The 25,106-nt window shown below is 51.6% G+C and carries 23 protein-coding genes; 10 read left to right on the forward strand and 13 right to left on the reverse strand.

What is annotated here, in order from left to right:
* Positions 1-109: 109 nt before the first annotated feature.
* On the forward strand, positions 110-1,021 hold the full coding sequence (locus tag J2Y43_RS11430; protein WP_310226497.1) for a ClpXP adapter SpxH family protein: 912 nt from the start codon (positions 110-112) through the stop codon (positions 1,019-1,021).
* Here the strand turns inward: J2Y43_RS11430 and J2Y43_RS11435 are convergent, their stop codons facing one another.
* Positions 1,022-1,948: a DUF3078 domain-containing protein gene (locus J2Y43_RS11435; RefSeq protein WP_309982513.1), complete on the reverse strand. Its 927-nt coding sequence runs from the start codon at positions 1,946-1,948 to the stop codon at positions 1,022-1,024.
* A gap of 121 nt (positions 1,949-2,069) precedes the next feature.
* Positions 2,070-2,423 carry a TfoX/Sxy family protein gene (locus tag J2Y43_RS11440; RefSeq protein ID WP_309982515.1) on the reverse strand — a complete coding sequence of 118 codons (354 nt, stop codon included), beginning with the start codon at positions 2,421-2,423 and terminating at the stop codon, positions 2,070-2,072.
* Positions 2,424-2,564: 141 nt separating this feature from the next.
* Between J2Y43_RS11440 and J2Y43_RS11445 the strand changes: the two genes are divergently transcribed.
* Entirely contained in the window at positions 2,565-3,251 is a 687-nt protein-coding gene (locus J2Y43_RS11445) for a porin family protein (protein WP_309982517.1), read from the forward strand.
* Positions 3,252-3,324: 73 nt separating this feature from the next.
* Here the strand turns inward: J2Y43_RS11445 and J2Y43_RS11450 are convergent, their stop codons facing one another.
* Positions 3,325-4,488 carry a hypothetical protein gene (locus J2Y43_RS11450; RefSeq protein ID WP_309982519.1) on the reverse strand — a complete coding sequence of 388 codons (1,164 nt, stop codon included), beginning with the start codon at positions 4,486-4,488 and terminating at the stop codon, positions 3,325-3,327.
* Between the two features lie 138 nt (positions 4,489-4,626).
* On the opposite strand from J2Y43_RS11450, the gene J2Y43_RS11455 reads away from it, so the two are divergent.
* Positions 4,627-5,826, forward strand: a complete 1,200-nt coding sequence (locus J2Y43_RS11455; protein ID WP_309982521.1) for an MFS transporter — start codon at positions 4,627-4,629, stop codon at positions 5,824-5,826.
* A gap of 6 nt (positions 5,827-5,832) precedes the next feature.
* On the opposite strand, the gene J2Y43_RS11460 is transcribed toward J2Y43_RS11455, so the two are convergent.
* Both J2Y43_RS11460 and J2Y43_RS11465 read right to left on the reverse strand, forming a co-directional pair.
* Entirely contained in the window at positions 5,833-6,396 is a 564-nt protein-coding gene (locus J2Y43_RS11460) for a biopolymer transporter ExbD (RefSeq protein ID WP_309982523.1), read from the reverse strand.
* A gap of 167 nt (positions 6,397-6,563) precedes the next feature.
* Positions 6,564-7,277 (reverse strand): DoxX family protein, encoded by a 714-nt coding sequence (locus tag J2Y43_RS11465; protein ID WP_309982525.1) that lies wholly within the window; start codon positions 7,275-7,277, stop codon positions 6,564-6,566.
* Between the two features lie 204 nt (positions 7,278-7,481).
* Here J2Y43_RS11465 and J2Y43_RS11470 point away from each other — a divergent pair, with 204 nt between their 5' ends.
* Complete coding sequence (locus J2Y43_RS11470) at positions 7,482-8,762, forward strand: hypothetical protein (RefSeq protein WP_309982527.1); 1,281 nt, start codon at positions 7,482-7,484, stop codon at positions 8,760-8,762.
* A gap of 35 nt (positions 8,763-8,797) precedes the next feature.
* Here the strand turns inward: J2Y43_RS11470 and J2Y43_RS11475 are convergent, their stop codons facing one another.
* The 4 genes from J2Y43_RS11475 to J2Y43_RS11490 form a co-directional block, all read right to left on the reverse strand.
* Positions 8,798-11,434, reverse strand: coding sequence for an ABC transporter permease (locus J2Y43_RS11475; protein WP_309982529.1), 2,637 nt, complete (start codon positions 11,432-11,434; stop codon positions 8,798-8,800).
* A complete protein-coding gene (locus J2Y43_RS11480; RefSeq protein WP_106593727.1) occupies positions 11,431-11,766 on the reverse strand; it encodes a PadR family transcriptional regulator in 336 nt (111 codons plus the stop codon). The genes J2Y43_RS11475 and J2Y43_RS11480 overlap by 4 nt, the downstream gene beginning before the upstream one ends.
* A gap of 236 nt (positions 11,767-12,002) precedes the next feature.
* A complete protein-coding gene (locus tag J2Y43_RS11485; RefSeq protein WP_309982532.1) occupies positions 12,003-13,772 on the reverse strand; it encodes a RagB/SusD family nutrient uptake outer membrane protein in 1,770 nt (589 codons plus the stop codon).
* 8 nt (positions 13,773-13,780) lie between these two features.
* Positions 13,781-17,095 carry a TonB-dependent receptor gene (locus tag J2Y43_RS11490; protein ID WP_309982534.1) on the reverse strand — a complete coding sequence of 1,105 codons (3,315 nt, stop codon included), beginning with the start codon at positions 17,093-17,095 and terminating at the stop codon, positions 13,781-13,783.
* A 372-nt stretch (positions 17,096-17,467) separates the two neighbouring features.
* On the opposite strand from J2Y43_RS11490, the gene J2Y43_RS11495 reads away from it, so the two are divergent.
* The 3 genes from J2Y43_RS11495 to J2Y43_RS11505 are packed head-to-tail and all read left to right on the forward strand — an operon-like array spanning position 17,468 to position 19,187.
* Positions 17,468-18,013, forward strand: coding sequence for a RidA family protein (locus tag J2Y43_RS11495; RefSeq protein WP_309982536.1), 546 nt, complete (start codon positions 17,468-17,470; stop codon positions 18,011-18,013).
* A 59-nt stretch (positions 18,014-18,072) separates the two neighbouring features.
* Positions 18,073-18,522: a VOC family protein gene (locus J2Y43_RS11500; protein ID WP_309982538.1), complete on the forward strand. Its 450-nt coding sequence runs from the start codon at positions 18,073-18,075 to the stop codon at positions 18,520-18,522.
* On the forward strand, positions 18,519-19,187 hold the full coding sequence (locus J2Y43_RS11505) for a DNA alkylation repair protein (protein WP_309982540.1): 669 nt from the start codon (positions 18,519-18,521) through the stop codon (positions 19,185-19,187). The genes J2Y43_RS11500 and J2Y43_RS11505 overlap by 4 nt, the downstream gene beginning before the upstream one ends.
* Positions 19,188-19,194: 7 nt before the next feature.
* On the opposite strand, the gene J2Y43_RS11510 is transcribed toward J2Y43_RS11505, so the two are convergent.
* Entirely contained in the window at positions 19,195-19,977 is a 783-nt protein-coding gene (locus tag J2Y43_RS11510; protein ID WP_309982542.1) for a methyltransferase, TIGR04325 family, read from the reverse strand.
* 267 nt (positions 19,978-20,244) lie between these two features.
* Between J2Y43_RS11510 and J2Y43_RS11515 the strand changes: the two genes are divergently transcribed.
* The 3 genes from J2Y43_RS11515 to J2Y43_RS11525 are packed head-to-tail and all read left to right on the forward strand — an operon-like array spanning position 20,245 to position 22,519.
* The gene (locus tag J2Y43_RS11515; RefSeq protein ID WP_309982544.1) at positions 20,245-21,234 is read left to right on the forward strand and encodes a glycosyl transferase; all 990 of its coding nucleotides are present in this window, start codon (positions 20,245-20,247) and stop codon (positions 21,232-21,234) included.
* 19 nt (positions 21,235-21,253) lie between these two features.
* Positions 21,254-21,634: an FdtA/QdtA family cupin domain-containing protein gene (locus tag J2Y43_RS11520; RefSeq protein WP_309982546.1), complete on the forward strand. Its 381-nt coding sequence runs from the start codon at positions 21,254-21,256 to the stop codon at positions 21,632-21,634.
* Positions 21,635-21,664: 30 nt separating this feature from the next.
* Positions 21,665-22,519, forward strand: coding sequence for a glycosyltransferase family 2 protein (locus J2Y43_RS11525; RefSeq protein WP_309982548.1), 855 nt, complete (start codon positions 21,665-21,667; stop codon positions 22,517-22,519).
* Here the strand turns inward: J2Y43_RS11525 and J2Y43_RS11530 are convergent.
* From J2Y43_RS11530 to J2Y43_RS11540, 3 genes are read right to left on the reverse strand one after another with little or no spacing between them, the layout of a single operon-like run.
* Positions 22,516-23,223 carry a glycosyltransferase family 2 protein gene (locus J2Y43_RS11530; RefSeq protein ID WP_309982550.1) on the reverse strand — a complete coding sequence of 236 codons (708 nt, stop codon included), beginning with the start codon at positions 23,221-23,223 and terminating at the stop codon, positions 22,516-22,518. The genes J2Y43_RS11525 and J2Y43_RS11530 overlap by 4 nt on opposite strands.
* 3 nt (positions 23,224-23,226) lie before the next feature.
* Positions 23,227-24,075 carry a glycosyltransferase family 2 protein gene (locus J2Y43_RS11535; RefSeq protein WP_309982552.1) on the reverse strand — a complete coding sequence of 283 codons (849 nt, stop codon included), beginning with the start codon at positions 24,073-24,075 and terminating at the stop codon, positions 23,227-23,229.
* Complete coding sequence (locus J2Y43_RS11540) at positions 24,059-24,856, reverse strand: glycosyltransferase family 2 protein (protein WP_309982555.1); 798 nt, start codon at positions 24,854-24,856, stop codon at positions 24,059-24,061. Before J2Y43_RS11540 ends, J2Y43_RS11535 begins: the two co-directional genes overlap by 17 nt.
* Positions 24,857-25,106 lie beyond the last annotated feature (250 nt).

Here is a 25,106-nt window from a genome sequence, read left to right on the forward strand (position 1 = left end):
ATAAGGTCGTGCATAAAGGTAAAGCCCGGCCTGGTAGTTTCCAAGAGGTAACCGGTTTCCAAAGGGAAATGCATAACAATTGGAAACTATATGGACGGTACTTTTGGGTATGAAAAACAATCCATTGCTCTGTGACACCGAAAGCGGCATTTGTGAACTGCCCTCGGCGCCTGTTGAAAACATCGAAGCCACCGTCGAGCCGGGAATCAAGCCGGTCAAAATCATTTACTTCACGGACCCGATCTGCTCCACATGCTGGGGGATCGAGCCGCAGTTACGGAAACTGAAACTGGAATACGGCCAGCTGGTAGACGTCGAATACCGGATGGGTGGCCTGTTGCCCGACTGGTCCTACAACAGCGGGGGAATCAGCAAACCGTCGGACGTGGCGCCGCATTGGGACGAGGTGAGCCATTACTATAAGATGCCCATCGTTGGCGATGTGTGGCTCGAAGACCCACTGCATTCGTCTTATCCGCCTTCCGTAGCTTTCAAAGCAGCGCAAATACAGGATGAAGACAAGGCTATCGCTTTTTTACGGAGGATCAGGGAAATGGTGTTCCTGGAAAAGAAGAATATCACCCGGTGGGAGTATTTGTCCGAAGCGGCAGCTTATGCCGGACTGGACGTCGCATTGTTTGAGCAGGATTACGAAACCCGTGCTGTCACGCTCTTCCAGGAGGACCTGCAACTGGCCGCTCAATGGGCCGTCCGGGGTTTTCCTACGCTTCTGGTTTTTAACCAGGCAGGGCAGCACGAGAAAGTGTATGGATTTAAACCCTATGAGGTGTTCGAAACAGCGATTACTAAGATGCATCCGGGCGCGCCAAAGGCCTGGTACAGTAAAAACGGGCAGGATTTGTTCGGCAAATATCCCACCCTCACCACCCAGGAATTTGCCGTGCTGGCAGGTCAGCATTTCGACAGCGCGGAGAATCAGCTCCGTACGCTCGCCAAGGATGGCCTTTTGCAAACCTATGCCACACCGAACGGTACCCTCTGGAAGGCTCCGGTTTCCTGATCAGAGCGCGAAAAGAAAGCCGATGCTCAATGCTTGTGCAAACTGGATTTTGGTGCTCTGGTCTTTATCGTAGACCACAATAGCGCCCAGGTTTACATTCACATATTTGTTGATTTTCGCTGTCAGCTGTGCGTCCAGGCGGTTGTCGATCTCCAATGGGTCCTGAAAGGTCGAAAACATCAGGTACCGGAATTTCAGGTTGACATCCTTGGCCACGTCTTTATCGAAGTTGGCCACGAGCTGAATGAGCGCGGCCTCCGTACGCACACGCTTGCCTATGGGAACGCCGTAGTTCTTCTGGTCGGGCGTGTTGACGTACAGGTCGCGGTCGACGACGATCGTCTGCCGCAATGCGCCCGGCGCGAGGTCTACGAAGAAATAGGGGGCAGGGCGGTACTCGATACCGATTGCTTCGGTGAGGTAAGCAGGCGAAAACAGGCCGGAAACCTTTTTCTTGAAAGCGACCGTATCCGTGGCGGCGCTGTATTCATAACCTGCCGCGAACTGCGACAGGAAGTTGATATTGGCGAAAAAGCTCCATTTCGGGGAGAGTTCGCGGTTGTATTTGGTATCGAAGAAAATCCGGTCGACGTTCTTGCGGCTTTCCTGGCCTTTGTTGCGCACAATACCATATTGTGACTGAAAATCGTTGCGCCACGAGTTCTTCCCTTTCTTGCTTTCGTTCAAAGCATTGAAAAACACACCGAGCGCTACGGAGTTGACACCACCGCCTGTCCAGTTGGGGCTAAACGACCCCTGGTTGAGATTTGCCCCGAATTCGATCTTATGCCAGGCCGTGTCTTTGGCTGTTTTCAGCCGGCCTGCATTAATGGCATTGGCGAAGTCGGCTTTGTTTTGTGCAAATGCTGCTGATAATGAGAAAATAAGGAGAAAAACTACAACCGGAATTACCGTCCTTGTGCGCATACCCGAAAAAATACTATTTAATAATCGGGCGAATATATCGGGGTTTTGGCTGTTCAAGCAAGTTTTTGGATGGTAAAATTTGCTCAAAAAGGGCCTGCTTTTGCGATTTGGCCTTATACTCTTACTTTTTGTTTGCGGTTTTCTTTTTCGAGGCATTGGCCTGCGGATTGTGGGCCAGACAAAGATTGATCCAATATTGGAAATCCTCCCGCGTGCGCATGCCCTCGTCGCTCACGTACACGTAACCCTTCATGGGTCTGCTGGCAAAATCCATTTCGCGGCAGCCCGGACGTTCGATGGCCGACTTGAAGGCCTCTTCGCCCACGCGGCACATCATATCTTCGCCGATCACCCCCACGCACATTTTGTCGTTGACCATGTAACAAATACCCCCGAACATCCGCTTCTCAATTACGTTTTCCTGCTCCGACAATGCCTCGCGGATGCGATCGCTTAATATTTCGTTGAATGCCATATGATGAAAGATGAGATAGTCCGATTTAAGGTAGTTATATTTTTGAAAACCTAAAAACTGTAAAGTTTGCACTTGCCTAAATATCGAATACCTATTTCTTTCCGTTTTGGGATAAACGAACTCACAAATCTCTATTAGCTCATGAAAAAAATGATACGCTTTTCCATTTTTTCCGCGGCCTTGTTTTTATTTATTTCCCACAATGCATTTTCCCAAATTAGTGTAGGTCTTCGCGGCGGCATTAATCTTTCGAATTTCAAAGCGCCGCGTCCGGTTAAGTTTGATTCGAAAACCGGGTTGAATGCAGCATTGCTAATCAATATTCCTTTCAGCCCAAAGTTTAGCCTGCAAATAGAACCAGGATTTTCACAACGCGGCTCAAAATTTGATATTGATTGGCAATGGAACCTGGATAGTACCCGGCAAAGGACCCATATTTTTGGAAAAATCTTACTGGGCTATGTGGAGGTTCCCTTACTGTTTCAATATAAACCACGGTTTGGCAAATTCGAAGGTATTGTTTCTCTGGGGCCTGAATTTCGATTCGGTCTGGGGCCACAGGAAATAAAATCGACTTCCCGTACTTACAAGGATGGGGTATTAATTGAAGATACTTATACTGAATATGATATGAGACAACCTAACGGTTACCGCACATTTGATTTTGGTTTGGTAGGCGGTGTTGGCGTCTCTTATCCATTGCAGTTTGGCCGGATATTTACAGAAGGGAGATATCATTATGGATTGAGAGGAATGACAGCTAGTTCCGAATTGTATAATAGAGGCATTTCGATACACCTGGGGATTTTGATACCAATTAAAAAATAGTTCAGAGGAGTTTTTAATATTTAATTTCCTTTGCAATTCCCTTAGATATGGAAATGAATTTCCATATAACCGCTTAAAGCTTCCCGGCAGGTAATTTGCCTTCCTTCATGAATATAATCTGCTGAGGTGTAAATGCATCTATATAAAGTACCGGGTCGAGGTGGTAACAGCGGAAAAGCTCCGCGATAAAATGCATCCGGTCGGGCAAATCTGCCCAGTCGATGGCACCGCTTTGTGCCAGACTGTCGAGCGTAGGATCTATTTTGGAAAGTAATGCAGTGAGGCCTGTGCACGACAAATGCAGCAATGCGGCCGGGTAGGACTTGTTCAAATCCGTGCCCAGCGACAGCCGGAGATCGGGCGGGATGGTCAATGTCATGAGATGTGCTGTGAGCTGCTCGCGGACGATGCCCTGCAAGCGGCCCATCAGTTGACCGATCGCCGCGTCCAGCCGCGATTTCCTGCCCGTGATTGTCAGGTAGGCAAGCCGCGCACGGGCCAGCCAGCTATCCGGAGGGAAAAACGCGTCGGTTATTTTCTTACGGACAATCTCCTGGTCTGGGGCAAACGCCGCATTCAGCGATGCCGCAATTTCCGGTTGCAGGCGCGTCTGCTCGTGAAAGCCGATTTCGAGATTGGCCAGTAGCTGCAATTCCGTCCGCAACTGTGCGTCCTGTTCGGAAAACGCCTCAAAGTAATGCGTAAAAGCCTGTTTGAGATATTGCTGGCCGTCGGGCGGGTTACCTGTTCGCAAGGCCGCGCAAAAGGCATCTAACTGGGATTGGGCAAATGCCTCTTTACCGAAGCCGGCAGCAAAGAACCGGGCAAATTCCCACCCGATCTCTTCAAAAACCTTGCGGTTACCCCGCGCCACGGCTTCGCTGATGCCGTCGATAATGCCCGTGAGCCAGGTGTTGCGGATAATGCCGTGCAGTTTTTCTTGCATACGATTCTCGATCCCTAATTCATCGGCCACACGCCAAAGCAGCCTCAACTCTTCCAGCTGAGCGAGGTTCAATCGGGCTTCCACGCTTCGGAACAGGTCTTCACGTCGGATACTCTGACCAGCCTGCTTCGAGGCCCAGGTAGCAAACGTACACCAGTTGGCAACCGGGTCTGTACGGTTGATAAATGCCGTTGAAAGTTCGCAATAGCATTGGGTAATGCGCAAATTGCGGATTGTCGGGTCGGAGATCGCCGCAATGGCCCGCACTTCGTCCGGGGAAGGTATATGCATAACGGATTGTTTTCCTTGATGGACTAAAAATAGCAAAACGAGAGAGGCGAAGCGAAATAACCTACTGAAAGGTGCGGACGTTTCCGACATTCCGATCATATTGCGGAGTTTCGCCGAGCTAAATGATAAAATTCCGATATGAATGATCCGAAAGGCCGTTTTCTGGCAAATGTCTTCCCGCTGGTGGCCGGCCAGGCCTTTTTTCAGACGGTGGGAATATTGGTCGCGGCATTGTCGGGACTGGTCGGGTATAACCTGGCCGCCGATAAAGCCCTGGCGACGCTGCCCGTCGCGGTAGTCAGCATCGGTACGGCATCGGCGCTGATTCCCGCTTCGATGTTGATGAAGAAATACGGACGGAAAAGAGGCTTTATCATTGGTATCGGGCTGGGATTTCTGGCCGGGGCATTGACGTCGCTCGGGATTTATCTCGTCAACTTCTGGCTTTTCGTCGTTGGTAATATGTTTGTCGGGGCATACCAGGGTTTTGCACAGTATTACCGGTTCGCAGCCGCGGAGTCGGTGCCGGAGGCCGACAGGAGCAAGGCCATTTCGTGGGTCGTTTCGGGAGGTGTTTTTGCGGCCGTTGCCGGGCCTTCCATTGCGCGACTTACGAAAGACATCGGTGAAATTCCTTTCCTGTATTCCTATTTGTCGATCATGGGGCTGTCGCTGCTGGCGGTTGCGGCGGTCTCGCGCATCCGTTACGACACGCATCAGGCTGCTGTTGAGGAGCCCGCGCACGGAGGTCGCCGGCTTTCGGAGATTCTGAAACGGCCCGCATTCATTGCCGCCATTACTTCTTCGGCTGTCGGATCAGCGGTGATGGTGATGGTCATGACCGCCACGCCGATCACCATGAAGCTCTGCGGCTACAATGCGGACGACTCCTCGATCGTCATTCAGTGGCATGTGCTGGGCATGTTTGTACCTTCCTTTTTTACAGGTAATCTCATTCAGCGTTTCGGCGCGGTGCGGGTCGTTTCCTGCGGGATTCTGATATTCCTCCTGCATTTGTCCCTGGCGCTTTCGGGCACGGAACTCTTCCATTTCACCACCGGGCTCATCTTCCTGGGAGTAGGCTGGAACTTCATGTTCATCGGCGGCACCGCATTGCTTACAAAATCCTACGCGACGGGCGACAGGGCCCAAAGTCAAGCTTTTCACGATTTCATGGTGTATGCCGTTGCCACATTATCGTCTTTCACGGCGGGCGCAGCGCTCGACCATTGGGGATGGAATGTAGTAAATCTGATCGCCGCTCCGTTGCTGATCGCCGCTTTTGCGACCCTGCAATGGTATGCCATTACCGCACGAAAATCGCAGGTGACTGATTAGCAGGTCTTATTTTTCGAGAATCCTGTCTCCGAGCAGCTTTGTTTCCGCTTCGGTAAGCTGGTCGACCAGCGCATACCTGTTTGTTTTTGTAATAGCCATTTCATCCATCGCGTCCACCATATTTTTATAGCTCGAAACAGCAGTCGGCTTGATCACCACCACCAGCGAGCGGTCGGCGCTACCCTCATGGGGTAAGGCTGCTACACGTTTTTGGGCTGCGAAAATCACGTTCCTCAGTTCGAATCCGGGGCGGGCGGTTTTGAGTGATGAAGCGGCATGCTCATCGTTTGCGGCAATGCCGTCGAGATAATAGACTTCATCGTGGTTGCCGAGAAAAATTGTCAAAACGCCGGAAGCGCGGATAGGGTCGGTATCGTTGATCTTGGTTTTCTCCGGGAAGAACACCGACATCGATGTCGGCTTGCTCATCGTGGTTGCGAGCATAAAGAACGTGATCAGCAAAAAGCCGAGGTCGACCATGGGCGTCATGTCGATACGTGTGGAGATTCTGGTTCTCATTCTGCCGGAGCCCGTGCCGTGGGCGTTGCCGGCTACTTCTATCGCTGCCATTGGTCAGGTTGGTTAATGGTTGAAAATAGTGGTTAACCTTACTGATCAAATATATAATTTAATTTTATATAAAAACAAATTAAGTTTGCTATTTTTGCATTGGGTTTTTAAACCGCCACTTTGGATTGGCTAAGTATTTCAAGATGTTCGATTAGCCGGGGCAATTTTCATTTTCCTTTCCCAGCCGCATTTTCATATTCCTTTAAACAAACAGCCAATGGCTTGCCCTGGGTGTAAATGCAGTCACAAAACTGCCGGCAAGCCTCGGGATCGCTGTTGCCCGGGCAGCCATTGGTACATTCCTCGGCGGAGTTGCCGGGACGAATGTCGTACAGGTAGGCGTTGCCGATGATTACCGCCGCAATGATGGCGATCACCAGCCCGAAGAAAGCGAACGGGAATTTCTCACGGCCTGTTGGGTATGCCGGCAGGTTCAGGTCGGCCGTTTTGAACGGCATAATGTACCGGATCCTGTCGAAGTACCAGCAAAGCAGGTAAATGTTCGCAAGCAATATCAGCGTGACAATGCGTGTGCCTTCGAAACGCGTGGCATACACCAGCACGGAGATATTGAGCATAATAGGGAAAGCCATGAGCGCGCCCATTACGGCAGTGCGCGGAATGAGCAGCAGGGCTGCAGTGATTAGCTGGCCCGCACCTATAAATGTGTAGTAGTAGCCGGTCAAATGCAGCGCGTCGAAATAATGGCCGAGCGGATGGTTTGAGGGCAATGCTGTAAACCTTTCTCCCGTGACCTTCACCATGCCCGACGGGATAAACGCCATAGCCACGCCAATGCGGCAAAAGATGGCGAAGTAACGGAACCATTTGTTCCCTTTGGCTTCCAGGTAAAAAGCAGCCAGTCGGTTGAGAAGATCCATAGCGGTCTGAATTTTTCTTCAAATATTTAAAAAGTACTTTGAAATGCAAAGTTAAATTGAAAATCTTTTTTGATTTCAGAAAGATAACATGGCGCATGTGGTTTGTGGCGAATTTTCGACAGTAAAATAATATTATCAGTTACATCACCGACGGTTACAATAATCTAGATTAGCGGGTCGCAGATATTTCTAATCAACCGTCATATGCAAAAGATCTTTTTACAAACCGCGCTGGTAATCGCGTTCGGATCAGGGATTTTCAGTACTACGTACGCACAGGTGGGCATAGGCACGCAGATGCCTGACGCCAGCGCGCAACTCGACATTGTGTCCACCACGAAGGGGCTCCTCGTACCCCGTATGACCACCGCTCAACGGACAGCCGTAGCGAATCCCGCCGATGGTTTGCTGGTATACGATACCGATAGCAAGCACTTCTGGTTCTATGCGGGCGGAAGCGGCTGGGGCAAGCTGGATAATGAGCCATTTACATTGCCTTATTCAGCCACGCAAAGCAGCACCCCGGGCTTAATGACGATAACGAACCAGGCCAATGGCTATGCCGCAAGTTTCAAGGTGGACCAGGCGGTGAGCACCAGTGCCGCCGTGAGAGGCGAGGTGAATTCCCAGTTTGCTAATTTTGGCGCGGCCGGTATTTATGGCATTGCTTCTGGAAGCGTTGGGCAGGCGGGGGCGTTCCATGCCAGTAATCCGGCTGGTGACGGAAACGGAGTTGTCTCAATCGTTGAAGGTACCGGCGACGCTGTTATAGCTCAGGCGAAGCAAACAGGTCATGCCATTTATGCCGCGCATACGAATGCGGGCAATGCCATTAATGCTACCATCTCGGGCGCAGCGTCGGGAAAGGTTGCTTTCTTCGGGAATACGGCCACTAACAATACCAATAACATTGTCGAGATCAACACGCAAGGCAAGGGAAACGCTTTCCTTGCCAACCACAGAGGAACGGCCGGTAATATTGCGGTGTTTCAAACCGCCGGGACCAGCGTCGCCCGCATCGACAGGGCAGGAAAGGGGTATTTCAATGATGGTACCCAAAATTCCGGTGCCGACCTCGCAGAAGCTTTTGAGGTGACCGATAACATTGCATCGTACGAGCCGGGCGACGTGCTGGCGATTGCCACCGAAAAGGACCGGACCGTGGAAAAAAGCGCCGGTGCCTATTCTACGCTGGTACTGGGGGTGTATGCCACCAAGCCGGGCGTGCTGCTCACCGATCAGCCGGTAAACGTGGAAATGATCGACAGGGTACCGATGGGTGTGGTAGGCGTAATCCCGACAAAGGTGTGTACCGACGGCGGGGCCATTCACCGGGGCGACTTGCTGGTAACGTCCTCGCGGCCCGGTGTGGCCATGAAAGCCGATCCCGGTCAGGTTAAACCGGGGCAGGTAATCGGTAAAGCATTGCAGAATTACTCGGGGGATGGGGTCGGGAAGATCAACGTGTTTGTGAATGTTAAATAAGCTAAAACGCCGCCGGTAAATCCGGCGGCGTTTCGTTACTCGCTTTTCAGGACTTTCGCCGGGTTGCTTCGGGCGGCACGTGCGGTTTGAGAGCCGATCATGATCAAGGCCAGCAGCATCACAATCAATGCCCCACCCAGCATTTCGGGGATACTAATGGGCTGGTGATAGGCAAAGCCGGTAAGCAATACTTTATCGAATAGCAGGTAAGTGGCCGGCAGGGCTATCAGTGCTGCAACGGCCAGCAGGGTGATAAAGCCGCGGCAGAGAAGGTATACCAATCCGGGCTCGCTGGCACCCAGTACTTTGCGGATACTGATTTCCTTCAACTTCGTTTCGGTTGTGAATACGACCATGCCAAAAAGGCCTAGCGAAGCAATGCAAATAGCCAGGAAAGCCAGAAAGCCTATCACTTTGATCATCATGGAAAACCGGCTGTATGCGTCTTCAATCTGATCGTCATAAAAATTCGCTTTCAGCGGGTGTATCTTGTCGAACCGTTTCCAGGCCGATTCAATTTTCGTCATCGTGCCTGCGAGGTCGGTGGAAGCTATTTTGAGGTTCAGATAGCCCCATGGCTCGCTTTTGGAATAGCGGAACATCACCGGTTCTATCTTGTTTTCGACGGTTCCGTAATGAAAGTCTTTCATGACGCCGATAATCGTCAGGTCTTGCCCGTCGACCTTCAAAACATGTCCTAATGCCTTCTGAGGGTCGCGTCCTGCGATGTTGAACCGCTTCAAAACCTGCTGGTTGACGATCAGCTCGCTTTCTTTGCCTTTTTCCGGCCGTAGTGTGAAGTTGCTGCCGCTAATCAGTTTGTGTTGGTGAATAGGCAGGTAGTTTTCATCCACCGTATTCACCCAAACCAATGCCGAATCTCCGGGCGTTGACGCATTGGGACGATATTTTACATCAAAACCATACATACTTCCCAGGCTTGTAACCATGCTGGATTGGGAGACCTTCGATACTTCGGGAATTTCCGAGAGCTCTTTTTTTAATGCTGCTGCGTCGGCACCATTAAGCTTGATATTCAGGATGTTTTCGGTCGTGAAGCCGAGGTCGAAATTCAGAAAGCCCTTGTACTGGCTGTACCCTGCCAGCGTGGTGGCGATGAATACCAGCGACAAGGTATATTGCGCTACAATCAGCACCCGGCGTAATCCGATGTGCCTGAAAATCCGTAGCCCGGAAGCATCCTTCATGGCAGACAATGCATTGATCTTCGAAAAGAAAACGGCGGGAAGAAATCCTGCGACCAGGCCGGTAATGATTGCCAGCGCGATAAACGAAAGCACCGACCGAACCGAAAGGTTGAGTTTGAATATTTCGGGAATATGCGGGTCGAGGGCCAGGAATTCACGCCGCAGGACCAGGAACAATCCGAAAGAAAAGACCAGGGCCAGAAAGGCGATCAGCACTGCCTCGGTCATAAATTGGCCCAAAACATGGCTCCTGCGTGCACCTATGATCTTACGCACGCCCACCTCACGCGAGCGCCTGAGCGACCGCGCGACCGACAGGTTGGTATAGTTGAAGCAAGCCGACAAAATGATCACAAAGGCCAGCCCGGCTACTATCCAGAGGGTAGTTGGCTCCATCCGCGGCCCCATATTGTTTGAAAGTTTGCGTCCCAGTGCAATGTCCTTCAACGGTTGGAGCGATAAAGTCACTTTTTTGTGTATCAGTGCCTTGTTTTCTTCTGCACTGATTCGACTAAGCGCCCGCTGTACGCCTGCCGTGCTGCCGTTTTTGGCGAGGGTTATGTAGGTATAGTTGGACCATACATTATCCCAGTTATACAATTCATTCTGCTTTTTGCCTATCGTTGCGTCCCAGCTGGCGAACGACAGAAGGGCATCAAAATGGATGTGGGAAAGGTGCCGGATATCCTTGGCGACGCCGGTAATCTGGTAGTCGAGCGTATCAAAACGCACTGTCTTGCCCAAAACCTGCGTGCTGCCGAACAGCCGCCTTGCCGTTTTTTCTGTCAAAACCAGGGAATAGGGTTCTTGAAGGGCCGTTGCCGGATCGCCTGCTACCAATGGAAAGGTAAATACCTTAAAAAATGACTGATCGGCCCAGGTAGCTTCGAGAGGGAAAGTATTTTGCCCCACCTTGGCATCTCCCGAAAAACCATTCCGAAGCATGGTAAAGTTCTCTACGCCCGGAACGTCGCCAGCCAGTCTTTGGGCGGTTCTTACGGATGTCGAAGCCAGGTCCATCGGCGTCTGGCCGTCATTTTGATGATGTGTGATCACCCGGTAAATGCGGTCCTTCTTTTCATGAAAATCGTCATAGGAAAGCAGGTCATTCACAATGGCAATCACCAGCAATCCGACCGACATGCTCACGGCCAGCCCGACAACGTTGATAAACGAAAAGAGTTTGTTGCGGACGAGGTTACGTCTCGAAGTTTTAAAATAGCTGCCAATCATCATGAATTGGGTTAGAAAAGTGAGAGGTTCTATTTTGCGGATGGTATAGGGCCTGAGGAACTTGATTACATCGAGCCAGTAGACCAGGCGTGCATAAGGTAGACCTTTCCGGCGCACATTCCGGATAAAATATTCGTAGAGATCGCCTTCCAGGTCTTCGAGCAGCCGGGGCCGGCAATACCATCTCAGGAAAGCCGTGGCCCATTGCGGAGGTTGCGGGTTCTTGTTCATATGGATCCTTCCAGGTTAAAACCGGGAATATTCCGCCAGATAGCCTCGCGCAGCTCCTTCGCACGCATGAGCGCTACCTTGCCTGCGTGGGTTACTTCATAAAAGCGTTTCCGTTTGCCTCCCCGTGTAGCGCTGGCATCGCCCAGGTGGCTTTTGGCCAGTCCTTTTTCTTCAAGCCTGTTGAGCACGGCATGCACCACGCCCAGCTTGGCCGAGCGGCCTGTGTACCTTTCCAGTTCGTCACAAATCGCCACGCTGTATGCCTCGGCAGCGAGCGCGGCTATGGTGAGCAATACCAGTTCTTCAAATTCCCCAAGGTTGGTCCCTTTCATCTGGCCGACAGTATGTTAGTATATTTAGTCATTAAATGTATGTATTATCGAAATATAATATCATGTTTTGTATGTAAAATATTTTTAAAATCAACAATCTCTATTTTTATCCCCGGTCTTAAGACCGGGGCAATGGGACTGGCGAGGGGACAAAAAAGAGGTTGCCGTTGCCGGCAACCTCGCTGTCAAAGTCACTATTCATGACCATTCCTGACCATTCCTAACAACACCGCACCCTACCAACCCGGATTCTGGCCCAATGCAGGGTTTCTGATGCGATCGGGCTCCGGAATGGGGTAGAGGTATTTCTTATCCGCCCATTCGCGTGCACCGGGGTTCCATATGACTTCGCCGGAAGTGCCTTTTGATAGCTGAATGCGGCCTACGGCAGTCGAGGGGCTCACATCCACAAATGCGATACCGGGCGTGGTGGAAGTAGGTTTGGTACCCTGGTAGAAATACACGTCGTTCTTCCCGTCGCCATTCAGGTCGTATTCGCCGAGCGCCGGTACGTACATGCCGTTCATCGGGCTGCTCTGGAACAGATTACCCAATTTCCATCTTCTCAGGTCGTCGGGGCGGAGGCCTTCGAATACCATCTCCGTGCCTCTTTCGCGCAATACTTCGAGGAGCACCGGACTGGTAAACTTGCCGCCAAAGAAAGATACCATGTAAGGATCGGCTGTGTTAGGAAGGCTCGTCAATGTGGCGCCGGTGATACCCGCGCGTTTGCGCAATGCGCCGATGGTGCTGGTCCATTCCGCATCGGTCATTTTGTCGAGCTCGGCCAGCGCTTCCGCTTTGTTCAGCAGTACTTCCGCCCAGCGCATGACGATATGCGCATTATCGTTGCGGCTTTCGTCATCGAAAGGAAAACGCTCGTCATAGCACCATTTGATCGGCTGATAGCCGGTGTAGGTCTGGCTGAAATTCGGCGGGGCAATCACAGGTACGCCGTTTTCAGTGCGGGTGTAGTCGCCGGTGCGGATGGTTTGTTTCAAACGCAAATCGCGGTTCTTAACCTCTTCCACGAAAGGCGTTGTTTCATAATCCTTTTTGCTGGTGAAAGGGGTTCCGTCCAGGTTCAGATAGGTATTTACAAACCGGCGCGTCAGGCTGGGACGGTTGCCGTAAGTTGGACTGATGAACCGGCGGTTGGCCGAGCTATATACCTGCAAGCTGGCGCTCAACGCTACCGAAAGAATGGTTTCGTCAGCGAATGCACTTTTGGCGATGAACATTTCACGATAAGACCTGTCCGGTGAGGTCGCATGCAGCGTAAAGCCGGTGATTGCGTTGGCCTCTTTCACTACTTCTTCATACCAGGTATTGGCGGTTGCCTGCTTGTTGTCCTCGGTATGGTATTTCCGCCACGATGCTTCGAACAATGCAATCCGCGTTTTGTAGGCGCGGGCCACGTTTTTGGTAATGCGCGTCACCGACGGGTCGGAAGTCAGCGTAATGTTCTCGATCGCGAAGTTGAGGTCCGCGAGTACTTTCTCCATGACTTCGTAACGGCTCATGCGCGGGCCGTACAATGTTGCATCGTCCTTTACGTCGATCGTCTTATCGATCCACGGTACGTCACCGAACCTTTTTACCTTATCGAAATAAAACAAAGCCCGGAAAAAGCGCGCCAGGCCAAGGTAGTGGTTTTTGGTAGCGACAGTACTTTTTTCGGTGTTTTCTATAAAATAGTTGATGTTACGAAGCTGTGTCCAGCTCCATCCGCTGCTGGTGATCGGGCTCAATGCATTCACCGCCAGGTAATCGTCCACGCCATTGCGCGCCACGAGGTCGGAGTTGTCGTCGATTTGAAAAACCCCTACATCTGTGTTGGGGAGCAGGTCGTAAAAGGAGGCGGCATACAATTCCAGGCCAGCTTCCGAACTGAAAACTGCTTCGTTGGTAGCGGTATCTACCGGCACCTCGTTGAGGTCGCAGGAACTTGCCGTAGCGAGGAGCATGACGGCAAGGGTATAGCTAAGTATTTTTTTCGTCTTCATAAATTCCATTAGAAATTGAGTGACAATCCGACCGATACGGATTTCAACATCGGGTAATTATATCCATCGCCAGAGCCGCCGCCGCCGAGGTCGCGGTCGGATCCGTAAATGCTCGTAACGTCGGTGTCGCGCGTCCATTTGTACAGCGGCGACCATGTCCAGAGGTTTTCGCCGGATACGTAGATTTTCAGGTCGCGGGCGTGGATTTTAGACGTAATGCGCTCCGGAATGGTGTAACCTATTTGCAGGTTTCTCAGGCGGATGTAGCCTACATTCTGCATATAGCGGTCGTTGGCCACCTGCAACGCACGGCCCGAGCCTTGTGCGATATAACCTACCAGGCGCGGCAGGTAAGCATCGAAGTTGCCCAGTTCCTCGCGGTACATATTATCCTGCTGCCAGCGTGGGTACGAGTTGTAAGGACGGTTGTATTGTCCCCAGAAACGCGCTTCCGACGATGGGTACCAGTTTTGCTTCATCACCCCCTGGAAGAAAGCACCGAGGAAGAGGCCGTTCCAGTCTCCCGACAGGTTTACGCCGTAAGTGTAACGTGGCTCGGAGTTACCGATAATGGACTTGTCGCCCGAGTTACCTACGCGGTTCAATCCCTGGTAAATCACGTTGTCGCCGTCCAGGTTTTGGAATTTGAGGTCACCTACGTAGTTTTTGCGGGTGTTGGTGTTCGGGATATTGGCTTGTGAAGGCGATTCGGCGATCTCGGCATCCGACCGGAACAGCCCCGCCACCTTGTATCCCCAGATTTCACCCACACGCTGGCCTTCGTAGTAGTCGGTCAGGTTTTTGTCGGGGTTGTTGTATTTGGTGATAGTCGCTTTGTAGTCGGCCAATGTGAAACGCACATTGTAGTGGAAAGGCTTCGAAGCTACATTGAACTGATCGTCCCAGTTGATGGAAAGCTCCCATCCGTTGGTTTTCAAATCGGCGTAGTTGCCTTTTGGAACAGTCGTTCCGAAAACTGCGGGAGCGGTTGGTCCCACCGTGAACATATCAGTCGTTTTGCGCTGATAAATGTCCCCTGAGAATTGCAGCCGGCTGCTCAATGCATGGAAATCAAGACCAAAGTTGGCGGTCGTAGATGTTTCCCAGGTCAATCCGTCGGGAACGACCCCCGGCATGCTGGTCGCTTGCGGACGAATACCGTTGATCACGCGTCCCGATTGCGAGATCCCGAATTTCTCGTAGAATGAATAGGGGTCGATATTACCATTACCCAATGAACCATAAGAAGCTCGGAGTTTCACATTGGAAAGGATTTTAGGACTCACTTTCCAGAATGACTCCTCGGACACCCGCCATCCGGCTGATACCGACGGGAAGAATGCCCACTGCTGGTCTGTCGGGAATTTCGACGAACCGTCGTAGCGGCCGTTCACTTCGAGCAGGTAGCGCTCGCGGAAGTTGTAGTTCAAACGGAAGAATCCGCCGGCAATGGCCCATCTGCGGTAACGTCCCGCCGTAGTAATGCTCTGTCCGAGCGCAAGGTTGATATTGTCGGCATTGCTGTAAACGATACCGTTACGTTGGGCAAAAATACTGTCGGCACGTGACCGCTCGTAGTTGAAACCACCCAGCAATGTGAAGTTATGCACGTTGTTGAACGACTTTACATAATCCGCATAGAAGTTGGTAGCCAGGTAGTTGATCGTGTTTCTGCCTTCCGCAATATCATTGGTGTTGGTACCGGTGTAGCCGATCACCCCTTTGGCGCGGCTGTATGGTACGGGAACGCGCACCTGGTGTGTAGCGAGGTCGGTGTTCTGGAACGTCATATTCGCCCGGAGAGTCAGCGCTTTTTCGAAGAACTGGGCTTTGAATGCCGTCTGGTTTTTCAGGAAACGGCGGGTCTGATCCTGTGCATTGCGGCCGTAATAGTAATCGCCCACGGTGTAAGCGGCAGAGAATGAAAGCGTTCCGTCCGGGTTGGTCAACGGCGCCAGCGGGTGGCCCTCGTCGGCGATGTTGCGGTAAATACCGCTCCCTTCCCCGACGTTCAGCGGCTGGTGGTATTTCATCGAGGAGAACTCGGTGTTGTTGTCGACACGCAACCACGGGGTCAGCTGCACACCGCCTTTACCGCGGAAGTTGTACATGCTGTATTTGTCGGTGTTGTAGCGGAACAGACCATCCTGGTTATTGAAACGGCCGCTTAGCAGGTAGGTAGCCTTATCGGTACCTCCGGCGATCGAAAGCGCGTGGTCCTGGGCGCTGAGGCGTTTTTTATACAACTCTTTATACCAATCGGTGCTGTAATAGTATTGATATGCGCCGGTTGTCGGGTCAACTTCCACACGTGGGAGCGACTGGTCCTCATATCTCCTCTTGATTTCGGCCAGGTAGGCAGGCGAGAATGCGATCGTTTTGTTGATTGCAGTCGGCGTGCTGCCGTTGTCGTTCCAGCGCGACCAGGCATCGCTGAAACCCTGCGCCCACGGGTAGGAATCCACGATATTGTCGGGTACTTCGGTCGGTGCTTTGATCGAGTAGTTGGCAGTATAAGAAACCCGCATTTTGCCTTCGGGCGCTGGTTTTGTGGTAATCAATACCACCCCGAACACGGCACGGGCACCGTAAATGGAGGCCGAAGCGGCATCTTTCAATACCGAAATGCTCTCGATATCCTGTGGGTTCAGCATGCGCGGGTCACCTTCCACACCGTCGATCAGTACCAATGCACTGCCGTTCTGGCCGATGGAAGTGGTACCGCGGACGTTGAATGAAGGCGATTGCGTAGGCTTGCCGTCGAACATCCTGATGTTCAGGTTGGGTACCGTACCCACCAGGCCTTGCGCGAGGTTAGGGATGGGACGGTTTTGAAGCACTTCCTGTCCTACCTGATCTACGGCGCCGGTCAGGTTTACCTTCTTTTGGGTGCCATATCCGACAACCACTACCTCGTTAAGCGATTTGGTGTCGGCCTTCAATGCGACATCGATGGTGGACCGTGTGCCGGTCGCGACTTCCTGGCTTGTGTAGCCAACATAAGAGAATACCAGCACGGCGCCACCTTCGGGGATTTCGAGGGTATAGTTACCGCTTGCATCTGTGACCGTCCCAGCCTGGCTTCCTTTGATAACGACGTTCACACCAGGGATACCGTCGGGGGTATCACCATCGGTTACGAGCCCTTTAATCTGGCGGTCGGCCTTCACAATGCTCTTGTGTACGTTACCGGGCAGAATGCCGGTTTTAGGGGTCGGGCTTGCCCAGCTCGTGCCGCCGATCATCGCAAGCAGCGCCGCATGGGCAATCGATTTTTGTAAGGTTCCCGCGCCAAGCGGCCACCTTTCGTTACATCGATACATATGGGTGTAGATTTTTGGTATGGTGAATGAATTGAGTTAGTTCCGGTTTTGAGGCGACAAAATTGGGTAATCCACCTTATTTAAGGCAGCTGTGCGTCGCTATTTAACAATATCATAATCTGGGCATCCAGACGAGTTAGGGGGGATTTACGTCTTAAAAAGTCAAGAATGACTGAACAAATACTGTATTTGTTTAACTATATGATGAAAAAATATTAAAAATAAAATAGAGAGGTGCTGTTGGAGTGCCGATGAGCAACATAGGGAAGGGCGCTTGCCGAGAGGTAGCGGTTACGATTGGCGGTCCGCAAGTGCGGGTTCTCTACGAATGATTGTTAATTTTAGCCGCATTTAATTTAAAAACTAAACCTTATGCAATTGAAATCAACTTCGCTGGCAGCCGCGCTGCTCCTGTTACTGACTGTTACTTTCCAGGCCCTGGCGCAAACCGGCCGTCCCGATCCCGAGAAAAAACTAGCCGAGCTGGGCATTACCCTGCCGAAGCTGAATCCCGGAAAAGGAAACCTCCTGCGTGCGGTACGCGTGGGCAACCTGATCTATCTTTCGGGCCACGGCCCCGACAAACCGGGCGGCGGCCAGATCCTCGGCAAAGTAGGGGATGACCTCACCGTCGAGCAAGGAAAAGAAGCCGCCAAACTGTGTGGTATCGCATTACTGGCTTCCTTGAAATACGAGATTGGTGATCTGAAAAAAGTAAAAAGGGTGATCAAGGTACTGGGCCTTGTGAACTCCACGCCGACGCTGACCCAGCAACCGCAGGTCATCAATGGCTTTACTGATTTTATGGTGGAAGTTTTCGGCGAAAGCGGCAAGCATGCACGTTCAGCGATCGGTGTGGCGTCGCTCCCTTCGGGTATTGCCGTGGAGATCGAAATGATCGTCGAAGTAGAGCCGTAAGTGTTTTTTTGTTGGAAAAACCTTATTATTGAGTGTATTAATCCAAAATAAGCACCACCATGGCTACCGTAAACATTTACCTCACTTTTAACGGCAACTGCGAAGAGGCCTTTAATTTTTACAAATCCGTTTTTGGCGGAGCGTTTCCGTATGTAGGCCGGTTCGGGGAGATGCCGCCGGGGGAAGATGGCAAGACCATGAGCGAAGAGGATTCGAACAAGATCATGCACATCAGCTTGCCGATCAGCAAGGAAACGATCCTGATGGGTAGTGATACAGGCGGTGAATGGGCGGCGGGCTACCAGCCGGGGAATAACTTTTCGATCTCGGTCAACGCCGAAAACCGCAGTGAAGCCGACACCCTTTTTGCAGGACTTTCGGCGGGCGGGCAGGTGACGATGCCGCTGGCCGACACGTTTTGGGGTGCGTATTTTGGAATGCTGACCGATAAATTTGGGATCAACTGGATGGTCAATTATGATGATCCGGAAAAAATGCAAGGTAAATGACCGTCGAACAAGTATTAACACAGCTTGAATCGCTCGGATCTGAAAAAGTGCGCGCCATGAATACGAAAAATGGCGCGCACGAAAATCAGTTCGGGGTGAAAATGGGCGATATCAGGGCTATCGCAAATAAAATCAAGTCCGACCATGAACTGGGCCTGGCTTTGTGGGATACCGGCAATATCGAGGCGCAGCTTTTGGCAATGCTGATCATGAAGCCCAAACTACTGTCTGTCGGCGAGCTCGACAGGCTGGTGCATGGTGTCAACTACGGCTGGGTGGCCGACTGGTTTTCGTCCTATATTGTAAAGGAACATCCGCAAAAGGAAGAGCTTCGCGAGGTATGGATGGAATCGGAATATCCGTGGGCGGCCCGCGCGGGATGGAGCCTCACGGCCGGGCGTGTGACGCGCAACCCCGAGGGGATCGACGTCCCGGGCCTGCTCGACCGCATCGAGGCCGAAATGCCCACAGCCCCGGCGCCGGTACAATGGACCATGAATACCACCCTGGCGCAGATCGGAATAAATTTTCCGGAGCTTCGTGCGCGTGCGCTGGCGATTGGCGAAAGGCTGGGCATTTACCACGATTATCCGGTTTCAAAAGGCTGTACATCGCCCTTTGCACCGATCTGGATCAATGAAATGGTCAGCAGGCAGAACAAATAACGGCTGCCTAGCGCCTGATCAGAAAGAATCCTTTGTCATAACCGGCCTTTACGTGGTCGATCTCCATTTCCTGCTCGCCCGCGACGAACGATTCGAACTCCATTTTGATTTCGTAGTCTTCAAAATGTTCGAGGAAGCGCTTCTCATTGAAAAACCAGGCTGGGTAATGCGCCTCGTAAATCTCCGGCGGCACCACTTGCAGCGTTAGCCGGTCGGGCCGATCGGCTTTGATGAACGCCGTCCGGTCGATGAGGATGTATTTAAAATGATATTTTTTAATCTCTTCGAGGAACTCATGCGGCTTTTCGAGGTATTGCACCACGCTCGAAAGCAGCAGCACGTCGGCTTTCCGGGCCTGCATACTTTCTTCGATCGTAAAATGGAATTTCAGGATGTTATCTTCGAAGAACTCCTTTCCGCACCGGACATAATTCTCTTGCTCCACAACGCTCCAATGCAGCTGCACCGCCTGCGGGATCACGTCCCTCACCTGATAATAGGTGCTGCCCAGTGACCCTCCGAAGTCGAGGACTGTCAAATGGTTACCGCATTCAACGGCCGTGTAGAGAAGGGCTGAAATGACTGAGTAGGGGTAAACCTTTTTATCAAACAGCACCGAATCGCGCTCGTAAACTGCCTGGCCATTTTTTACTTTCAGGAGAGCGTTCTTCGTTTTGTCCAAAATCGGCTCAGCTTCGTAGCCTCCCGACAGCGCGGTGAGCGCTTCCCATTTTTTATAGTCGCCAAACCAGCCGTACGGATTTTTTTTCTTCGGTTTAAAGAAGCCCATATTATTCTTTTAGGATCGCCCGCAATTTAGGGGTTTAATCATTAACTCCATCATAATACGATCTTAGCATAGCCAACTCGATGATAATGAGCATGGTTGTGAATTATATAACTGATAGTCAATTAATTCTGTACACAATTTCCAACCTTGTTTTAGGGGAAATGGTCAGTTGTATATTATTTTATCAACCGGAAGGATAGCTAGATTCGCAATTTATCATTGATATTTGTAGAAGAAGTTACCCTCTTCTACCCCTAACATACTTTAATGCAGAATTTTTGTACCCTTTTCAATTCGGGCTACCTCTCGCGGGGATTGGCGATGTACAATTCGCTGCTCCGGCAAGGGGGGGATTTTCATTTGTACATTTTCGCGTTCGACGACGCCTGCGACGCCTTATTGCGCCGGCTCAATTTAACGAATGCGACGATTGTTTCCCTGCACGAACTTGAAACGCCCGAACTGCTTGCTGTGAAAAGCAGCCGTACCGCCGGGGAGTACTGCTGGACTTGTACTTCTTTTACCATCTGGCACTGCATTCACACGTTTTCGCTCGATCATTGCACTTATCTCGACGCCGACCTCCTGTTTTTTGCGGATCCGAAAGTCCTGACGGACGAAATGGGCGAAAAATCGGTACTGATTACCGCGCACCGGTACGCTGCCCAATATGACCAGTCGGAAGACAGCGGCATCTATTGTGTGCAGTTTGTCACTTTCATGAACAGGAAGCAAGGGCTTGCCGTGCTGGCCTGGTGGATGAACGCCTGCCTGGAATGGTGCTATGCGCGCTTCGAGGACGGCAAGTTCGGGGATCAGAAATACTTGGATGACTGGACGGAGCGCTTCACGGGTGTGCACGTGCTTGAACATCCGGGCGGGGGTATAGCGCCCTGGAATGCGGTTGATTACGCCTGTGAAAATGCGGATGGACAGCTGGTTGTGCGGAAAGCAAATGCGGAAAAAGTCCCGCTCGTGTTCTACCATTTCCACGACTTTCGGTACTGCACCGACAAGAGCTTCCGGCTCACCGCCGAACAATACCGGCTCCCGGAAAGTATGATCCGGCTTGTGTACAGTATTTATATCAAAGCACTCTCTTCCGCCGAAGCCCAGCTCGCGTCGGTTGATCCAGCGGCTGTTGTCCATGAGCCACCGATGGTCCTGAAATGGATCAAGGTCAGCTTGTCGCGACGGATACAGTTCGGGCTGCGGGGGCGCTATAAGAATTACACCAAAAAGAATGCACTAACCTAATCTAAATCGTAGACACCCCTTGGCTCGTTTAATTAATCTGAAAACCTTTACGGACACCCGCGGAAGCCTGACGGTGATCGAGCGTGTAATCCCGTTCGAGATCAAACGTATTTTTTACGTGAATGGCCGCGATCATTTCAAAACCGGCGGAAAGCGCCAGCATATGAAACAGGCGGTGATTTGTTTGAAAGGAAGTTGCCTCATCTCGAACCATACCGGCACCGAAGAGCAGCATTTTATCCTCAATACCGCGGATCAGTGCCTGCTGCTGGCGCCCGAAGACCGGCACGAAATGCTGGAAATCACGGATGAGTCCATTCTGATGGTGCTCGCTTCCGAGCCGTTTGAGCACGAGGAATGCGTGCAGGAGCCCCGGCAGTATGAATTTTCGCTTACTTAATGGGTTGCTAGCGCGCCCGCTGCATGGAATATGCTGCCGAAGATTACCATTGTGACTCCTTCGTTCAACCAGGCGAAATACCTGGAAAGTACCATTCTCTCGGTGCTCGGGCAAGGGTATCCCAATCTGGAATACATTATCGTCGACGGCGGCAGCACGGACGGCTCGGTGGACATCATCCGGAAGTTTGAGGGGCAGCTGGCCTGGTGGGTGAGCGAACCCGACAAAGGTTTGTACGACGCCCTGCAAAAGGGTTTCGGACGCTCATCGGGCGACATCATGGCCTGGCTCAATGCCGATGATATGTACCATTCCCAATCTCTTTTTACGGTCGCCGAGATATTCAACCGGTTTGCCGATGTGAAATGGCTCATGGGTACCAATACGTTTTTCGATGAAGCCGGGCGGCCTTTCCTATATGACGACTTCCCGTATGGCCAGTGCTGGTCGCGGTTACGATTGCAATTATCCGACGGCGGGTTTATACAGCAGGAATCCGTTTTCTGGCGACGTACCCTGTGGAACCAGGCGGGCGGTTTTATTGATCAAAACCATGCATTAGCAGCGGATTTCGAGCTTTGGCTCCGTTTTTTCAGGTATGAACGCCTATACACGACATCGTTCATGCTTGGCGGTTTCCGCTTTCGGAGCGAAAACCAGAAGAGCTATAACCAGCGCGGGCAATATCTGACTGAAATGAAACAGCTACTCGCAAAGGAAAAACGTAGTGCGTGGGAGTTGGCGTTCTGTCGTTTCGTGCTCACCATCATTAAGGTTATTCCAAAACGAAAATGGCGCAACCGGTTGGCAGCAAAACAGCTCGGCTTGCCGCCCAAAATTGTAGCCGACCGGAATGCGGGAATGGTAATGCAGGAAAGTTTCTAACGGGCGAAAAGCCTTTCTTTCAGCCTTTTGAATAAAAATCTCAGGTAAATAGCCGGGCCGAAATGCTTCAAGATCAGGCCGGCCTTTTCATTTTCAAAGACGCTGTCTTTTTGCAGCGATGATATGCCCGTATCATTGAAAATGGCAATGTTGAAATCCTTGAAAATGAAGTGGTATCGCTTGTCGCTGTGGCATTGCATGTTGAACACATGGTCGGCTGAAATGCGGTAACGCGTGTCGTACCTGCGCACAGCGAACACGCCTGCGGGGTACATGATTGCCTGGTGGTTAATGCCCGTTTTCGCCTGCTTGTAGGGCGGCATTTCGCCGAGGTACTTTCGGCCGGCTTTGAGCACACTGCCGTAGTAGATCGCGTGAGCGTCGGTGAGCTCTTCCGCCATTCGCGAGAAATCGGGGGTAAGTATGTCGTCGGCACCGATGAAATAGATCCACTGCCCCTTTGCATGGTCGAGGGCCTTGTTCATGGCTTCGTAAATGCCGCCGTCTTTTTCACTTTTCCAGAACGCAAGTTTGCTGTCATTTTTGTGAAGTACAGCAGGTGTGCGGTCGGTACTGCCGCCGTCCATGACGATGACCTCTATATGGGGATAACGCTGGTCGTAAATGCTGTCGAGGCATCGCTGCAAAAACTTTTCTGCATTGTAAGTCACCAGGATGACGGAGATCAATGGGTTGTTACTCATGCATTAAAGCGCAAATTCTCCCTCGGCCAGTCCAACCGGCTCGGCGTGGGCAAGGTATTGGTGTATCCCCTGGCAGCAATACACGGTTTTGTTCAACAATGCTTCGGTGAGGTAAGCTTCATTTTTGGGGCAGCGGGCACGGTCCACCTCGGGGTGGTAAATATGGAACACAACCCCGGCGAATTTGGCGGCCCGTTTCTTGATGCCCGAGTTGAGCAGCCTTACGGCAATTTCATTGTCTTCACGGCCCCAGCCCCGAAAAACTTCGTTGTAGCCATTCACTCGGAGCAAGTCTTCGCGCCAGAATGCCATATTGCAGCCGCGCAACGCAAAGATATCGTGCGTTTTATAGCGATCGGCCATGTATCTGCTCAGCCAGGCGACGCTGAACCGGTTGGTAAAATTGCCGAGTCCCGACTGGAACGGCGTTACCCGTGCCTGCCGTCGGTTCAGCATTTTTTCGGATAGCTCTTTGGTCATTAATACCCTGCTTCCTGCCACAAACGAGCCCCGTTTGCTTAATGCGAGGTGGTCTTTGATAAAATGCCTGTGCAGTATCAGGTCGCCGTCGATCTGAATAATGTAGTCGCACGAACTCATGGCAATGGCTTTGTTCCGGATTTTGGATAGCTGAAAACCGTTGTCTTCCTGCCAGACGTGGATGAGTTTCACCGGGAATAAAGGCCTCATGGCTTCGACTACGTCCGCGGTTTGCCCGGTGGATCCGTCGTCGGCGATAATCACCTCATCGGGCAATACCGATTGCCCCAATACACTGAGCAAACAAAGCCGCAGTGCTTCCGGCCAATTGTAGGTGGAAATAATCAGCGAGCTTTTAGAGAAGGTTTTCATATCCATTAAGACATCTTTTGACTTTTGTTAGCAGGGTATGTTGGATGATCTGGCGGTGAAAAGGCTCGTTCGACCGGGGCAATTCGTCGTGATGCAGGTGATACTGTACCGCACCCAGTTTCACGATTTTCTTGATAATGTTGTTGTTGATGAAGCGTGCGGCCAGTTCTTCGTCTTCGTGGCCCCACCCGCTGAGCTCATTGTTGTATCCGTTCACGCGCAGGAAATCGTCTTTCCAATAGGCAAGGTTGCTGCCGCGGACACTCCGGCAACTCATTTCCTTGCGCTGCCCCAACGCTTGCAGCACAGGCAACCGCAGGGCATTGAACCGGTTGTATACGCCTTTTGAAAAAAAGCTGACGTTCGTGCCGGCACTTCGAAGCAACTCATCGGTCTTCGCGGGAGTGAGGCGTGCGCGGGTACCGCGTATGAAAGCCCCGTGCTCGGCCGCGGCCAAATGGTCTTGAATGAATGAGGAATGCAGCAGCACATCGCCATCTACCTGAATCACGTAAGAGCCCGAGCACTGTCCGATCGCCTTGTTGAGGATCTGACTTTTGCGGAAGCCGTCGTCTTCGTGCCATGCGTGGATGATCGGCACAGGAAACACATCCTGCATTTTGCGGATCACCTCTTTCGTCCGGTCGTCGGAGCCGTCATCGGCGATGACCACCTCCGTAGGTAAAGTTTTTTGCCTGATAACACTCAAAAGGCTGCAATGCAGCGCTTCCGCCCAGTTATAAGTTGCGATAATGAGCGATGTTGCCGGAGCGGAATCCATCAATAATCTGAGTTATTATTCCCTGATACACCTGGTGTCGGATATTTCGTACACGGCCTGCTTACCGACTATGGTTCTCCCTTCCGACAGGATATAGCAAATACGAGACACACATGGATTAACCATGGTTGTAACCGATCGCGTGTTATCGGTCAAAAAATAGTTGCTATTCCAATAAAGGGAAAATAGGCAGTCCTGGCCGGGAGTTTGAAGATTACTCTGGAAACCGCCAGTTACTTACGTTGCTATA

This window comes from Dyadobacter sp. BE31 (assembly GCF_031457695.1).
GTDB lineage: Bacteria > Bacteroidota > Bacteroidia > Cytophagales > Spirosomataceae > Dyadobacter.

Excerpts from the sequence above, each read along its gene's own strand:
- J2Y43_RS11490 (WP_309982534.1), bottom strand. The coding sequence starts at position 17,095 with ATGTATCGATGTAACGAAAGGTGGCCGCTTGGCGCGGGAACCTTACAA.
- J2Y43_RS11470 (WP_309982527.1), top strand. The coding sequence starts at position 7,482 with ATGCAAAAGATCTTTTTACAAACCGCGCTGGTAATCGCGTTCGGATCA.
- J2Y43_RS11455 (WP_309982521.1), top strand. The coding sequence starts at position 4,627 with ATGAATGATCCGAAAGGCCGTTTTCTGGCAAATGTCTTCCCGCTGGTG.
- J2Y43_RS11500 (WP_309982538.1), top strand. The coding sequence starts at position 18,073 with ATGGCTACCGTAAACATTTACCTCACTTTTAACGGCAACTGCGAAGAG.
- J2Y43_RS11460 (WP_309982523.1), bottom strand. The coding sequence starts at position 6,396 with ATGGCAGCGATAGAAGTAGCCGGCAACGCCCACGGCACGGGCTCCGGC.
- J2Y43_RS11450 (WP_309982519.1), bottom strand. The coding sequence starts at position 4,488 with ATGCATATACCTTCCCCGGACGAAGTGCGGGCCATTGCGGCGATCTCC.
- J2Y43_RS11525 (WP_309982548.1), top strand. The coding sequence starts at position 21,665 with ATGCTGCCGAAGATTACCATTGTGACTCCTTCGTTCAACCAGGCGAAA.
- J2Y43_RS11440 (WP_309982515.1), bottom strand. The coding sequence starts at position 2,423 with ATGGCATTCAACGAAATATTAAGCGATCGCATCCGCGAGGCATTGTCG.
- J2Y43_RS11485 (WP_309982532.1), bottom strand. The coding sequence starts at position 13,772 with ATGAAGACGAAAAAAATACTTAGCTATACCCTTGCCGTCATGCTCCTC.
- J2Y43_RS11535 (WP_309982552.1), bottom strand. The coding sequence starts at position 24,075 with ATGAAAACCTTCTCTAAAAGCTCGCTGATTATTTCCACCTACAATTGG.
- J2Y43_RS11530 (WP_309982550.1), bottom strand. The coding sequence starts at position 23,223 with ATGAGTAACAACCCATTGATCTCCGTCATCCTGGTGACTTACAATGCA.
- J2Y43_RS11540 (WP_309982555.1), bottom strand. The coding sequence starts at position 24,856 with ATGGATTCCGCTCCGGCAACATCGCTCATTATCGCAACTTATAACTGG.
- J2Y43_RS11430 (WP_310226497.1), top strand. The coding sequence starts at position 110 with ATGAAAAACAATCCATTGCTCTGTGACACCGAAAGCGGCATTTGTGAA.
- J2Y43_RS11510 (WP_309982542.1), bottom strand. The coding sequence starts at position 19,977 with ATGGGCTTCTTTAAACCGAAGAAAAAAAATCCGTACGGCTGGTTTGGC.
- J2Y43_RS11465 (WP_309982525.1), bottom strand. The coding sequence starts at position 7,277 with ATGGATCTTCTCAACCGACTGGCTGCTTTTTACCTGGAAGCCAAAGGG.
- J2Y43_RS11505 (WP_309982540.1), top strand. The coding sequence starts at position 18,519 with ATGACCGTCGAACAAGTATTAACACAGCTTGAATCGCTCGGATCTGAA.
- J2Y43_RS11495 (WP_309982536.1), top strand. The coding sequence starts at position 17,468 with ATGCAATTGAAATCAACTTCGCTGGCAGCCGCGCTGCTCCTGTTACTG.
- J2Y43_RS11515 (WP_309982544.1), top strand. The coding sequence starts at position 20,245 with ATGCAGAATTTTTGTACCCTTTTCAATTCGGGCTACCTCTCGCGGGGA.
- J2Y43_RS11445 (WP_309982517.1), top strand. The coding sequence starts at position 2,565 with ATGAAAAAAATGATACGCTTTTCCATTTTTTCCGCGGCCTTGTTTTTA.
- J2Y43_RS11480 (WP_106593727.1), bottom strand. The coding sequence starts at position 11,766 with ATGAAAGGGACCAACCTTGGGGAATTTGAAGAACTGGTATTGCTCACC.
- J2Y43_RS11475 (WP_309982529.1), bottom strand. The coding sequence starts at position 11,434 with ATGAACAAGAACCCGCAACCTCCGCAATGGGCCACGGCTTTCCTGAGA.
- J2Y43_RS11435 (WP_309982513.1), bottom strand. The coding sequence starts at position 1,948 with ATGCGCACAAGGACGGTAATTCCGGTTGTAGTTTTTCTCCTTATTTTC.